Annotated in this window: 12 protein-coding genes; 9 read left to right on the forward strand and 3 right to left on the reverse strand. The window is 51.7% G+C overall.

Features of this window, described 5'->3' with window-relative positions:
- Positions 1 to 298 precede the first annotated feature (298 nt).
- Positions 299 to 3,055, reverse strand: a complete 2,757-nt coding sequence (locus EKM75_RS01955) for a YhgE/Pip domain-containing protein (RefSeq protein WP_125691616.1) — start codon at positions 3,053 to 3,055, stop codon at positions 299 to 301.
- Between the two features lie 163 nt (positions 3,056 to 3,218).
- Between EKM75_RS01955 and EKM75_RS01960 the strand changes: the two genes are divergently transcribed.
- From EKM75_RS01960 to EKM75_RS01970, 3 genes are all read left to right on the forward strand, one after another.
- Positions 3,219 to 3,797: a TetR/AcrR family transcriptional regulator gene (locus tag EKM75_RS01960; RefSeq protein WP_125691618.1), complete on the forward strand. Its 579-nt coding sequence runs from the start codon at positions 3,219 to 3,221 to the stop codon at positions 3,795 to 3,797.
- A gap of 113 nt (positions 3,798 to 3,910) precedes the next feature.
- The gene (locus EKM75_RS01965; protein ID WP_125691620.1) at positions 3,911 to 4,876 is read left to right on the forward strand and encodes a hypothetical protein; all 966 of its coding nucleotides are present in this window, start codon (positions 3,911 to 3,913) and stop codon (positions 4,874 to 4,876) included.
- Between the two features lie 24 nt (positions 4,877 to 4,900).
- Positions 4,901 to 5,335, forward strand: a complete 435-nt coding sequence (locus EKM75_RS01970) for a DUF5776 domain-containing protein (RefSeq protein WP_125691622.1) — start codon at positions 4,901 to 4,903, stop codon at positions 5,333 to 5,335.
- A 74-nt stretch (positions 5,336 to 5,409) separates the two neighbouring features.
- Here EKM75_RS01970 and yaaA read toward each other — a convergent pair whose 3' ends face one another.
- Both yaaA and EKM75_RS01980 read right to left on the reverse strand, forming a co-directional pair.
- Positions 5,410 to 6,159 carry a peroxide stress protein YaaA gene (gene yaaA, locus EKM75_RS01975; RefSeq protein WP_125691624.1) on the reverse strand — a complete coding sequence of 250 codons (750 nt, stop codon included), beginning with the start codon at positions 6,157 to 6,159 and terminating at the stop codon, positions 5,410 to 5,412.
- A gap of 121 nt (positions 6,160 to 6,280) precedes the next feature.
- On the reverse strand, positions 6,281 to 7,513 hold the full coding sequence (locus tag EKM75_RS01980) for an MFS transporter (protein ID WP_125691626.1): 1,233 nt from the start codon (positions 7,511 to 7,513) through the stop codon (positions 6,281 to 6,283).
- Between the two features lie 302 nt (positions 7,514 to 7,815).
- On the opposite strand from EKM75_RS01980, the gene pyrF reads away from it, so the two are divergent.
- The 6 genes from pyrF (at position 7,816) to EKM75_RS02005 (ending at position 13,242) form a co-directional block, all read left to right on the forward strand.
- Positions 7,816 to 8,529: an orotidine-5'-phosphate decarboxylase gene (gene pyrF / locus EKM75_RS01985; RefSeq protein ID WP_125691628.1), complete on the forward strand. Its 714-nt coding sequence runs from the start codon at positions 7,816 to 7,818 to the stop codon at positions 8,527 to 8,529.
- A complete protein-coding gene (gene pyrE / locus EKM75_RS01990; protein ID WP_164508709.1) occupies positions 8,526 to 9,167 on the forward strand; it encodes an orotate phosphoribosyltransferase in 642 nt (213 codons plus the stop codon). Before pyrF ends, pyrE begins: the two co-directional genes overlap by 4 nt.
- Before the next feature lie 347 nt (positions 9,168 to 9,514).
- The gene (locus tag EKM75_RS12850) at positions 9,515 to 9,712 is read left to right on the forward strand and encodes a hypothetical protein (RefSeq protein ID WP_225426628.1); all 198 of its coding nucleotides are present in this window, start codon (positions 9,515 to 9,517) and stop codon (positions 9,710 to 9,712) included.
- A 9-nt stretch (positions 9,713 to 9,721) separates the two neighbouring features.
- Entirely contained in the window at positions 9,722 to 11,629 is a 1,908-nt protein-coding gene (locus EKM75_RS01995) for an amidase family protein (protein ID WP_225426629.1), read from the forward strand.
- Positions 11,630 to 11,929: 300 nt separating this feature from the next.
- Positions 11,930 to 12,670, forward strand: coding sequence for a DNA alkylation repair protein (locus tag EKM75_RS02000; RefSeq protein ID WP_125691631.1), 741 nt, complete (start codon positions 11,930 to 11,932; stop codon positions 12,668 to 12,670).
- A 2-nt stretch (positions 12,671 to 12,672) separates the two neighbouring features.
- Complete coding sequence (locus EKM75_RS02005; protein ID WP_125691633.1) at positions 12,673 to 13,242, forward strand: hypothetical protein; 570 nt, start codon at positions 12,673 to 12,675, stop codon at positions 13,240 to 13,242.
- The last annotated feature ends 10 nt before the right edge of the window (positions 13,243 to 13,252 follow it).

Here is a 13,252-nt window from a genome sequence, read left to right on the forward strand (position 1 = left end):
TTTTTCCAGGCTTCAAACCGAGCCGAAGGACCGCTTTTCAGGCCGCAGGCGTTCCCCACAGCAGGCGGAATCTCTGAGCACCGCAGGTGGCTGAGTGAGACTAATTTTAAGTCTATAACGTCTGATTATTCTTGGTTCGATAATGGCTTTCGAACTTTCAACCTTTAATTCACTACAAAACGCACGGACACCAGCTAATCTTAGCGGTGTCCGTGCGTTTTTGTAGTGAAAATCGATTACTGTTTTCTCAAAAAGGGGGTGACAAATTCCAACTGAGTTTCGTTAGTAAGAGTAAGGACTAAATTTCCGAGATATCCATGGCGTTGATCCGACCGTGGCGGCGCGCGTAGAACAAGATGGCCATACCTGAGAATACCAAAGCAATCAGCAGGAGCACGCCTATTTCTGTTAGGGCGGAGTCTCCGATCATCAGCGTTTCACGCAACCCCGCGACTGAATAACTCATTGGCAACCAGGGATGAATGGCCTTGAAGAAACCGTTGGTCAACTGGAGGGGGTAGGTGCCAGCCGACCCGCCTAACTGGAGGACCAGGAGGACCATGCTAAAGAAGGCCCCTGGTTTACCAAAGACAAGATTCAGCCAGTAGACGATACTCATGAACGCGGCTCCGGTGATGACTAGCATCAGGAACGTTGCCCACGGGTGGATGGGGGCTAGACCATCAATGGCTGCCATGAGTCCTGTCATGAAGAGGGCTTCACCTAGAACAAAGGCACTCATGATGGACGCTTTGCCTAGCCACCAACGCCAACCGCTCCGGGGGTATTTACGTGGGGTGTACATGTCAAACATCAGGTTGAAGGCTAATGCGCCTACAAAGAGGGAGACTGACATCATATACGGGGCCATCCCCGTTCCGTTGTCTGGGGCGTCGTCGTGGTCACTGTGCTGGGTGGTGGTTGGCTTAGCAAATTGACGGTAGGTCAACCGGGACGGGTGCACGGCTGCCTTACGCCCCGCAGTGTTGAGTGATTTGGCCAGCTTCGCATTGCCCGCAGTGACCTTGGTAGCTCCGGTCGTGGCTTGACCCGCACCAGTTGCCAGTTTTTGCGCCCCCGCGGAGACTTGACCACTACCGTTAGCGACCGTTTGCAGGGCCACCGTCAATTGGGGCCCGCCGGTAGCCAACTTGGTGAGACCGCTGTTTAGCGTGGTCGCCCCGTCTGCCAATTGGGTGACGCCAGCGGTTAGGCGAGGGGTCTGGCCATTGAGTGTGGTGAGACCGGACGCGACTGAAGTAGCACCGTTGGTGAGGGTGGCATTTTGCGCGGTTAATTTTTGACTACCGTCTGTGAGTTGGGTGGCACCAGCCGCTAATTTAGCCGTACCAGTCGTCAGTTTCGAACCACTGCGATTCAGCTTCGCCGTCCCCGTGGCCAGGCTAGTTGCGCCGGTGGCAAGGTTAGCCGTGCCAGTGGCTAGGACGGGGGTTTGCTGGTGTAAGGTTTGGAGGCCATTATCCAGGCTGGTGAGGGCAGTGTTGGCCTTCTGCAAGCCAGTCGTCAGCGACTGGGCGTTGGTGGTCAGGGTGGTGATACCGGTAGTTAGTGCATCCTGCGCGCTAGTGGCCGTGGCCAGTGACTTTTGCAGCTGGACTGCGGCAGTATCGGTGTCCAGGTCGGTCAAATCACTGCTGAGTTGTTGGGCGGCCTTTTGTGCAGCACCAACAGAACTGCTAGTGCTGTCGTCAGCCGCTTTTAGCATGGCGGCCTTCTGCGAGGCGGTTAACCCTTGCGCATTAGCGGTGCTGGCTAATTTGGATTGGAGAGCACCGCTGTCCGTGTCTGCCAGAGTGGTTAGCGCGGCTTCAAGGGCGGTGGCGTCGGTTTTGACCGTTGCGGAGCTTTGGGAACTAGTGGCCAATTTTTCGGTAGCTTGCTTGAGGGCGGCCTGTTGTTCTTGCGACGTTTTCAATCCGGCTTGGACCTTCTGTAGACCGCTAGTGAGGGCGGCGGATCCGGTGGTGAGCTGGTCAAAATTGGTTGCCAGTTGCTGACTACCATCTGCTAATTGCCCCACACTGGTATCGAGCGTCTGGGTGCTGCCCGCTAGTTTTGTTAGATTACCCTTAAGCTGTTGGGCACCAGTGTTGGCAGTGTGTACACCAGCGACGTAGGTTTGCGTGCCGTTCTGCACGGTATGACTGCCCCGTGTGAGTTGGCCACTGGCAGCGTTGAGTTTGCTGGCGCCTTGCGTGTAGGCGGCCACTCCGGATGCTAAACGCTCGCTACCAGTCTTGAGTTGGCCGATACCACTTACGAGTTGGTGGGATTGGCTGAGTAACTGGTCGAGGCCGGTGCTGATTTTTTGACTGCCGGCTTGGGCCTGTTTTACGCCTGTGACGTAGGCGTCTAATTTGGTCGTGATGGTCGTTTCACCGTTGGTCAATTTGACGTTGCTGGTAGCTAAATTGTTGAGGCCCTGGGTAATTTTGCGGTCGGCACTGGTGAGCTGCTGGCTCCCGGTGGCCAGTTTGTGACTGCCAGTTCCGGCGGTCGAGAGCCCCGTGCTGAGGTGCTTAATGCTGGTAAAGAGGGTCTTGGCGTAGCTTTGGGTGACCACATCGCCGACGGACTGAGCGGCAGTTTTGGCAGCCGTGGTGGTCATTTTAGCGGCGGTGAAATTGTGGCCGGCACTGGTTTCATAGTGCAGGACCATCTTGTGTGGTGCCCGTTGCATCAAGGTGGTGGCGTTGTGCGAGAAGTTTTTAGGGACAGTAATGACCATGTAGTATTTCCCGTGTTGCAGACCGTGCTTGGCGGTGGCTTCACTGGCAACTGGGGTGAATTTCATGGCATCGGAGTCCGCTAAATTGTGAACCAGGCTTTGACCGGCAGCGAGGTGTTGCCCCTGATAGGTGACGGGGTGGTCCTGATTGACGACGGCAACGGGAAGGTCAGCAAGCTTGCCGTAGGGGTCCCACATGGATTTTAAAAAGGTGACTGCGTAGATTGATGGGATCAACATGATCACAATCAATACAATTAATAACAGTTTATGTTTAATTAAATAACGCCATTCGGCTCGAATCATCGGTAACTCCCCCCTGAACTGTGGTATGCTGTGAGCAAATATTTTATGCCTCACGTGTGGTTAAAGGATAAGGACTTGGGAACCAGCCGTCCACAACAAAAAGGGGCAACCTGAGGAGTAAACCACACTTCTGCCACATCTGGGGTCTAACTGGAGGGATACCATGACTGATCGACGCGTTATCAGAACTAACCAAGCACTGCGAGCGGCGTTTAGAAAGTTGGCGCAGCAGTATCGTTTTCGTGAGCTGACGGTGCAGCAGTTGACGGATGAGGCCAATATTAACCGCAAGACGTTTTACCTGCACTATGACTCGATCGATGACTTGGCGGATAGTTTTACGGCGGAGATTGCGGACCAATTGTTAGAGTTGCTACTGCGAGAACCGGCTAATCATGATCCGTTGCACCATCCAGGGGTCTGGTTTGACCGGCTGGACGCCTTCTTTGAGGAGGCCCCGACCTTCTACACGTTCATTCTAAATTCGGATGAGTATAGTTTTCTTTCGCGGCGGGTCAAATACCGAGTAGCAGCGGGGTTAGCGGCTAGTTTTGAAACGGACTACGGTCTGAATACGACGGATGCCAAACTCGCTGTGACCTTTTTGATCGACAATAGCCTCACCTTATTTCGGTTGTACATCACTGGTCAGTTAGACTTGTCAGTAGCGGCATTTCGCGAGCGCATCGTGACGCTTAATCTTCGGGGGATGCAGGGGTTCTTGGCGGAAGTTAAGGGCTAAAAGAAAAAGGTATGAAAACGATTACACAGATGGTATACTATCCCTAAATTAGTAAGTACGGGAAAACTATTATGGGGGTAATGATTATGCGTGGAAATTGGTGGCGTTTTATAATGATTGTTGTTGGAGTGTCGTTATTTAGTTTGATGGCAACGAACGAAATGCATGATGATGTTACAGCTAAGGCGGCTGACGTGACGGTTAGCTTTGATATTTATACGCAAGAAATGAATGATCCGGAAGACAAAGTGGCTGGTGGCTCAACTAGCGTAACCCTCCCGGAGGAAGATGTAGCCAGCTTGACTTACGGTGACGCATTTAAGCTAGCTAAAGATCAGGTAGGGTACGATTTTAGTGGGATGTTTGAGACCCTTTTTGGGGCTGTGAATAATGTTTTAACACCAGAAGAAGCTCTCGGACAGTTGACTCTTCAGTCAGGAATGACGGATTTGAGTCAAAGTCAGGTTGACGATGTAATTACGAAATATCAAGAAGCGTTTAAAAATTCATCAATAAGTTGGGAGACTTATCAGAAACGGTTGGCTCAGAATATCACCCCGCAACGCATAGGGGATAGTAATGATTATGAAGGGGAAGCCTTTTATGTGCCACTAGTTGAGAATGACGTTACCAACACCATCAATTACGTTCTTCCAGATGGTAAGACAGCAGCCAAGAGCCGACAAGTAACGGGCTACGCCGGCATGGCGGCTGTCACGATTAAAAGTCCGTCCGTTCCGGGATACGTTCCTAGTCAGTCGCAGGTGGCATTGAAGTTTACCAAGGCGGGAACTTACACGACAACGGTCAACTATGCTAAACCCAGTGTGGCTGACCAGGCGACGTTGACTGCAGACCCAACCGCAACGGTTACTGCGGGTGAAAGCGTGACGGCCGATACGTTTAACGCGCAGGCCACGAATGCGGATGGCGCAAGGATTCCGGTCAGCTTAGATTTGTCTCAAGCAAAGTTGAAAACACCGGGGACCTATTCTGTAGTCTTGACGGCGGCCAATGCCAAAAAACTGACGGTCACCCTGAAGGTTGTGGCGGCGCCCCAGGCAGTCGTGGCTAAGTAGCAGGCCGTTTATGGTAGCAAGACGTTGTACCTTTACCGCAAGCCAACGTTTACGGTGAAAAATCGGGTCGCCAAGTACGTAAAAACTAAACGCATCGACCGGCCCATGTTTGTCGTGACTGGTTACGGTCGGTCTCAAGCGGGGCGTCTGCGTTATCAGGTCCGCGATGTCAATCAACGTAGTCGAACGGCGGGGAAGACTGGCTACATCACGGCTAAGACCGGCTACGTTACGAAAGTTTATTATCAGAGGAAAGTTCAACGACTGACAGTCATTGGCAAATCTGGACTGAATGCTTATCAGACAGTGAGTCTGACGGGGAAGGTTCGTCACTATGCGCAGGGAACCAAGCTTAAGGTGGTGGGTATCAGCCATCACAATTTGACGACGCGATTCGTCCTGGAAAATGGTCATTATGTGACAGCGAATAAGAAGTTAGTTATGGCAGTTGCAAAATAAAAAAGACGAATCTGGGAAAAATCTCAGATTCGTCTTTTTATATTTGAAAGAGTGCGTACCAGAAGCCTGCTAGTTTATTTCTGATAGATAAAGACCAACTGATCATTAGTTGACCGCTGGGCATCAAACGCCCAAGCGGGATGATCAAACGTGGTGACATCCTGGATAGCGGTCGCGTGGTGTTCCGCCAAGAACCGAACCATTTCGCCCCGCGCCATCTTAGCTAGTGTGGCCTTGGTCTTCACGTGACCGTCGACCAGACTGCCGAAAACGACCGTAACGAGTCGCTGCCCTGGCTGGAGGTAGGGTCGAATAGTCTTGGCGTATTCCTGTGAGGCTAAGTTAAGGATGGGCTCCGTGGGCGGTGTTGCAAGCGCCTGATAAAGGCGGTCGCCCCAGAACGTGTAGAGGGTCTTAGCACCCGCCACCTGAAGTCGTGACTGCATTTCTAAGCGGTAGGGCACGATGCCGTCGAACGGCCGGAGAATCCCGTAAAAGCCGGATAGGATGCGTAGGTTGTGGCGGATATAATCCAAGGCTGGTGCTGTAAATAAGTCCGGAGCCATGTACTGGTACTGAATGCCGGAGAACGCTAGGATGGCTGGGGTGAGCTGGTGGCTCAAGTCGAGCTTTTGTAGCCAATCATAGTTGGGTTGCGCGAGCTTATCGCTGCAATGCCAGAGAGCCTTGGCTTCCGCGTAGGATAATTGCCGGAGCGCTGACAGAATCTGTTGGGTTTGGGCTAGGTATTGGGGGGAGCCGTCACAACCAAACGTGTCCGTGTCGACCACCGTTTTTTTGGCGGGAGCAATGATTATTTTCATGGTGCCGGGACCTTCTTTCTCAAGCTGCTTGTCCCATTAGTATACCAATAATTGGCCGAAAAACGCCCCAGCACGGTAGGAATTTCCTAACTGTACTGGGGCGACCGTTTAAGTTTAAAGTTTAGGCTTCGTTGACTTGGCCGAGTTTACGGAAACTGGGAATCGTCAGCATGACCGTGAAACTGATCAGGTAGAGCACGGAGAGGAAGCCCATGACCACGACCAGACTGTAGTGGTCCATTAGAAAGCCGATGGCGACGGAGGAGAAGCCCCCGATGGCTCGACCAACGTTGACGATGACGTTGTTGGCCGTGGAACGAATTTCCGTTGGGTAGAGGCGACTGATGACGGCGCCGTACCCCCCGAACATACCGTTAGAGAAGAATCCGATAACGGCGCCAGCAAGAACCAATGTGAACTGGTTAAAGGCGAGCGTGATGCTGAAGACGGCGATGGCGCTGGCAATCAGGAAGATACCAAATGCCCGCCGGGGACCGAAGTAGTCGAGGATACTCCCAAACGTTAGCATTCCAATGCTCATGCCGACAATCGTGGCAATCATCCAAACGGACGAGCCAGCCACCGTCAAACCAAGTTTTTGCTGCATGATGGCAGGTAACCAGTTCATCAGGCCAAAGTAACCGGCAATCTGAACGATCACCATGACCATCAGCGCCAAGGTTTGGTACGCCAGTTGTGGTGTCTTGAACAGTGAACGAATCTGAACTGGTTGACGGTCGGCCTTGGGGGCACGTTTGGCGGCTAAGAATTCATCGCTTTCGTGCAGGTGTCGCCGAATGAAGTAGGTCAGGGCGACTGGAATCAGCCCAAAGACGAAGAGGGCTTGCCAACCCAGCGTGGGGATGATGAAGGCTGCGGCAACGGCGGCGAGAATTGCGCCTACCTGACCACCAATGGCAGCGAGGGAGGTCATCTTACCAATCTTGTTGTGCGCAAAGTTTTCGGCAATCAGCGCAATCCCAACGCCGTACTCACCACCGGCACCGATGCCGGCGATGAAGCGGAACAGGTAAATCAGGTGAATATTGCTAGCGAAGGCCATGGCTGCGGTAGCGAAGGCGAAAATGAAGATGGTGTGCGAGAAGATTTTGACGCGGCCAAAGCGGTCGGCCAAAATACCAAATAAAATACCACCCACTAGCATACCCAGGTTCGTGATCGATGAAATCAAGCCAGCTTGGGCACCGCTGATATGTAAATCGGCGATGATCGATGAAAGTGCGAAGGATAGAAACATAACGTCCATGTTTTCCAAGGCAAATCCTGCTGAAGTTGAAGCGATGGTCCACTTCTGGTGGGTGCTAAGCGCGCGGTCGTGCATAGTGTTCTCCATATTCAATTTCCTCCAAAATGAATGTTCTCTGACATTCGTTATTTTTGCCGGTTTCCCGGGGTGTTGTTAGTATTGTGCCATGATACTTGCGAAAAAGCAACCGTTCGGGCGTTTATTAATTTAATTATACGGCTTGACGTTTTTACCAGTCTAAGGTAAACTCAATCAAAATCAACTTTAACTTAGCCCTGTGAGACTAAAAAGGTGAACGGATGACCGCCCTCAGTGGAGATACTGGGGATGGTTAAAACCGGGTAGCCCGCTGCAGGCTACCCGGTTTTTTTGAGAGAAAGGTGGATTCGATGCGACCCGTTATTATTGCGTTAGATTTTCAAAATCAGTCCCAAGTTTTCCAGTTTCTCGATCAATTTCCACACCAGGACCAGCTAATGGTCAAGGTGGGCATGGAAATTTTCTACGACGCTGGTCCCCAGATTTTACGGGAGTTGCAAGCCCGCCAATTGCGCGTGTTCCTAGACCTCAAGCTCTACGACATTCCCCACACGGTCGAGCAGGCAATGGTTCAGCTTGGACGACAGGGCGTGGCCATGGTCACGGTTCATGCAGCCGGTGGGGCGACCATGATTGCTGCAGCTAAACGGGGCCTCCTTCGTGGGAGTGAACTAGCGGGCGTCCAGCCAGCCAGTTTATTGGCCATCACGCAGCTGACCTCCACCTCTGAAACCCAGATGCAAACGGAGCAGTTGGTCACAGTGGATCTGACCACTGCGGTCACCCATTTAGCTCAATTAGCGCACGCCAACGGGGCAGATGGTGTTATTTCTTCTGCTCTTGAAGACGCGCAAATCCACGCGGCCACGAGTCCCGACTTTCTTTGTATCAATCCCGGGATTCGACTCGCAACGGATGACCCCAACGACCAGCAACGGGTGGTGACCCCGGCCCAAGCGGCTGCGCTTGGTAGTGATGGGATCGTCGTAGGTCGGTCCATCACTCAGGCCAGTGATCCAGTCGCAGCGTACCAACAGATTTTACAAGAATGGGAGCGGAAATAATGATAATTGACCAGCAAATTGCAACGGACCTCTTAGACATTCAGGCGGTCACCTTGGCCCCTAACCACCCATTTCTGTGGGCTAGCGGCATGCAGGCTCCCATTTACACAGATAATCGTAAGACGATTGCGTACCCACAAGTGCGCGCAGAGATTGCGGATGGGTTAGCAGCATTGATCAGGGAGCAATATCCGGAAGCGACGGTGATCGGTGGAGTCGCGACGGCTGGGATCCCCCATGCGGCGCTAGTTGCGGACCGGTTAAACTTACCGATGAACTACGTGCGCGCTAAGCCTAAGGACCATGGTAAGGGCAAGCAAATTGAGGGGCAGACTTCCGCGGAAGAACGGGTCGTCTTGATCGATGATTTGATTTCAACCGGAGGCAGTGTCTTAGCGGCTGCCAAGGCCGTGCAAGCAGCGGGCGCCAAGGTGTTGGGGGTTGTCGCCATTTTCTCGTACGAGCTGCCAGATAGTGTGGTCAACTTTCAACAGGCTGGCCTAACGTTGACGCCATTGACCACGTATAGCGCCTTGATTGCCGTCGCGCGCCAACAGGGTGATATGACACCAGCCGAGTTTGCGTCACTGCAACAGTGGCGGGAAGATCCTTGGGCTTGGCCGAAGTCAGCTCAGTAATGTGTATACCAAGCTAAGGGGCACGTCTTCACGAGGACGTGCCCCTTTTAAAAAAATATTTTAAAAAAAACAGCTAATTCTGTGACGAAATGGGTTCTAATATTTAGCATTTGCTAATGAGATTGATTAGTGATTAACGTATAGGGAGGAAATAGGATTGGTGACGGTAATTTGGTAGGAATTGCTCACTTTTTCTGACATAGATGGGATATTAGCACTTATGAATAATTGTTATATCATCGTAACTATAATCACATGCTTATCATTATGCTAAATTAAGCGTTTTCAAACAAGTTCAAGTCTTGTAGTATTGGAGGGGAAGTTTGTACATAGTAGGAGGAGTTTTCATGAAGCAACTAACCTTTCAACACGTTAAACAGCGACTTATTCTAGTAACGGCAATTGTGGCTCTGGTTCTCGGAGGAACCGGTGTCACTTTACCAGCTTTTGCCAGTGATACTGCGACGCCGACCGTTTCAACGGCTACGCCAACTGGGAGTCAGACGCTGACCCAGGCTCAGTACCAGCACGCCACGGCCACATAACTGGCCGAAATGGTACGTTCTGGCAAAGTGACTAGCCAACAATTGATTCAGTTAGCTTTAGCCAAAGTTAAACAGGACAATCCGCAACTCAACGCGGTCCTGACCATGCGGGAGGACGCGGCGTATAGTGAAGCCGCAGCCTTAAAGGATACCGGCCAGCCATTCTACGGTGTACCAGTCTTGATCAAGGGTCTGGCGCAGGAATTGAAAGGTGAACCCGCCACGCAAGGGTTACCTTATTCTAGTAATCGGGTGGCGAGCTACACGAAGCCATTTGTCACCAAACTACAGAGCTTAGGCTTCATTGTGATCGGGCAGACGAACTATCCTGAATTGGGATTGACCAATATTACGGACTCGAAGCTGTACGGTGCCTCTAAGAATCCTTGGAACACGAGTGATAATCCTGGCGGTTCGTCTGGTGGGGCAGCAGCTAGTGTTGCCGATGATATGGTGCCACTGGCAACCGGGAACGATGCTGGTGGGTCACTGCGGATTCCTGCCTCCTGGTCGGGAGTCATTGGGTTGAAGCCGACTGCGGGGATGATTCAAGGTGATGGTGCAAGCAGCAGTATGGCCAGTTTTGCGGAAACTAAGAGCATGCAGGACACCCAGACGCTCTTTGACAACATGCTCAGCGGGAATGTGACCGCTGAGGCTGCACCGCAGGATTTGAAATCAGTAAAGATTGCTTACTCAACGAAGTCACCCGTGGGCACGCCGGTGAGCCAGGATGCTGTGAACGCGGTGATGCGCAGCGTTTCGTTCCTGAAGGCTCAAGGATTCAACGTGGAACAGGCAGACAGCCCAGTGGACGGTAAAGCGTTGATGCAGGCTTACTACAAGGGAGCCACGTCCAGTGGATTTGCGGCGAATTCGTTTGCCCGATCCGCCTTCAAACGGGACCTAGAGCCAGATGACGGTAGTATTATGACTTACGCGTTGTTCGAGGCTAGTAAGAAGCTGGCCGCGGATAGTCAGAATCAGGCAAGCTATCAGGCGGAAATTGCCACGGCCAAGCAGCAGATGGCCGACTTCCATCAAAAATATCCGTTGTACCTAACGCCAACCACGGCGACTACCGCGCCTAGCAACACCGATCCGGCCTACTTACCGGAATACGTTGAGAAGATGCGTAACATTTCTTCGTTAGACAGTCAGGATCAGATGCAATTAATTTACGATGCCTGGTTGCATGGCTTGAGCAAGTCGCCATTTACGCAATTGGCTAACATGACTGGGGAACCGGCCATCAGCTTGCCAACCTACGTTAGTGGGAATCAGATGCCATTGGGGATTCAGTTTGAAGCAGCTACGAGTCAGGACCGCTTGCTCTTGGCGATGGGCGATCTCTTTGAAAAGCAGGGTCAACTGAAGTTTCTGGACGATCAAAAGCAACCGGCCACGACTACGCCAACGCAACCCTCGACGCCAGCAAAGAAGCCAGCCGTCACAACAACAACGAGTCCCGATAAGTCCGCTACCGTACGCTTTCCAACTCAGATATATGCTAAAACAGCGGTTAACCTCTATAAGGACGCCAATTTGACGAAACGTGTTCGGCATTATCGCGCTAAGCCACGGACTAAGAGTACAACGTTCAAAGTGTTAGGCGTCGCTTACTCTAAGCATGGGACGTTGCGCTACCGGGTCAAGGGTGGTTACGTGACTGCCAATTCGAAGCTAGTAGCGGCACTTTACTACCAGAAGAACCCCGGGAAAGTTCGGGTCATCAGCCGAGGTGGTCTTTACGAGTATCAACACCTGGCGTTTAAGCAGAGTCAACGGGTTAAACACGTTAAGCAGGGGCACGTGTTAAAAATCAAGTCAATTAAGGTTCATGGTCAACGGACCCGGTTAGTGCTGACAAATGGTCACGTCATTACAGGAAACAAGCAATTTTTAATTATGAAGTAGTGAAATAACGTCGATACCATTGGTGTGTCGGCGTTTTTTACGGTCTGAAAATAGACAAAAAAACAGCCCTACGCAAAGCGTAGAGCTGTCAGTGGTGAGGTGCGGCGACCTTCGGAATGCTTGCGCACCGATCGCGTACCCCCACCTTGGTTTGGCACCAGGAGCTAGTATCGCACGTGGCAAGAATGAAGTCAAGGATATTTAAGGATTGTTTCATGTGAAACATCCTGGCATGATATCTCCCCAAAGCACTGGCCGTGTGCGATAATTGGAGAAAATAGTGCGGGGAGATGGTGTCAAATGGAGTTAACCACAACGGTGTGGACGGCGGCAACTTATCAGGAATTCTTACAAGACTTACGGGATTTGGGGGATGACCACTTCCGGGATCGGAGCGCAAAGATTGTAGCGACCGAGCGACCATTGTTGAGAATCCCAATGAAGACGCTGCGGTCACTTGGGGTGGCGATTAGTCAGGGGATGCCGCGTGATTTTTTAGCAGTAGCTGGGACAGAATATTATGAAGCGGTTATCGTTCAAGGGTATGTGCTGAGCCGACTGCCGCTGGATGTTGCTTACTTTACGAAGCCATGCGACGCTTACATTTCCAACGCGGACAACTGGTCGGTGTGTGATATGGTGATTCATTTTAAACAGGTCAAAGCGTTTCGAGCGGAGTTTTTGACCGTGATTCAACGTTACCTACAGTCTGACAATCCATGGTTTCAGCGGACCGGATTGGTGTTTCTCCTGAAATTCTATCTAACACCCGAATTCACTGAGGTTGCCCTACAATTAGCGGTGAGCGTAGACAGCGCCAACTATTACGTGCAGATGGGCCAGGCCTGGTTACTGGCTGCGGCCTTTCCTAATCAACAAGCCACAATCTACCAGCTGTTGCGGACGAAATTTTCTCTGCCAGTTGTGCAACGGACCGTTCAGAAGATTAAGTCGTTGCGACACACAACGGCGAACGAGAAGGCTACGTTAACGGCTTTGTTGGCTGAGAAACGGACTGAGGCGAAACGAAGGGGCGGTTAAGCTTGAAGACGTTACAAACGAAGTTAACTGAATTGTTTCAGGTGCCGCTGCTGGTGGTTCAGCTGTTGGCGGCGTGGTGTGTTGCCATTTTGGTGATCTGCCTGTGGCTACTTGCGACGCATTTTTTCAGCGTGAACGTGATTACGGCGTTTGGCCTGACCTGGCCGTCGGTGCTTCATGCGACGTGGAGCGGCTGTAAATTACTATTTTGGTATGGGGCCTTTTCACTGATTCCATGGCAGTGGTCGTTGGTAATACCAGTCATGTGGAATTTAGCATCGCTGACTGGTGCTGGTTTACAATTAGTTTTGGCCCTATTACAGGGGAATTTAGCGGTAGCCATCCTGCGCTTAGCCTTTATCTTGGGGCTGGGCGTTGCCACGTTTTATCTAGCGTTGGTGGCTCGTAAAACGCAGCTGGCAGCACCGTTAAGTGCCAACGCGGTCGGTTACTTGCGTCGTTGGTGGCAGGCACTGGCGACTAACCTCAGCTTAAATTGGCGGTGGTTAGCCGGTGGCTGGGCACTATACGTGTTGAGTTTAGCGATTTTTAATCCGGGCCATCTATTCTAAGACTTTCTAG

Origin of the sequence: Levilactobacillus tongjiangensis (assembly GCF_003946345.1) — a bacterium.
Taxonomy (GTDB): Bacteria; Bacillota; Bacilli; order Lactobacillales; family Lactobacillaceae; genus Levilactobacillus; species Levilactobacillus tongjiangensis.

Coding starts and splice junctions, on each gene's coding strand:
- EKM75_RS12850 (WP_225426628.1), top strand. CDS start 9,515: ATGAAGCAACTAACCTTTCAACACGTTAAACAGCGACTTATTCTAGTA.
- EKM75_RS01995 (WP_225426629.1), top strand. CDS start 9,722: ATGGTACGTTCTGGCAAAGTGACTAGCCAACAATTGATTCAGTTAGCT.
- pyrF (WP_125691628.1), top strand. CDS start 7,816: ATGCGACCCGTTATTATTGCGTTAGATTTTCAAAATCAGTCCCAAGTT.
- EKM75_RS01955 (WP_125691616.1), bottom strand. CDS start 3,055: ATGATTCGAGCCGAATGGCGTTATTTAATTAAACATAAACTGTTATTA.
- yaaA (WP_125691624.1), bottom strand. CDS start 6,159: ATGAAAATAATCATTGCTCCCGCCAAAAAAACGGTGGTCGACACGGAC.
- EKM75_RS01965 (WP_125691620.1), top strand. CDS start 3,911: ATGATTGTTGTTGGAGTGTCGTTATTTAGTTTGATGGCAACGAACGAA.
- EKM75_RS02000 (WP_125691631.1), top strand. CDS start 11,930: ATGGAGTTAACCACAACGGTGTGGACGGCGGCAACTTATCAGGAATTC.
- EKM75_RS01960 (WP_125691618.1), top strand. CDS start 3,219: ATGACTGATCGACGCGTTATCAGAACTAACCAAGCACTGCGAGCGGCG.
- EKM75_RS01980 (WP_125691626.1), bottom strand. CDS start 7,513: ATGGAGAACACTATGCACGACCGCGCGCTTAGCACCCACCAGAAGTGG.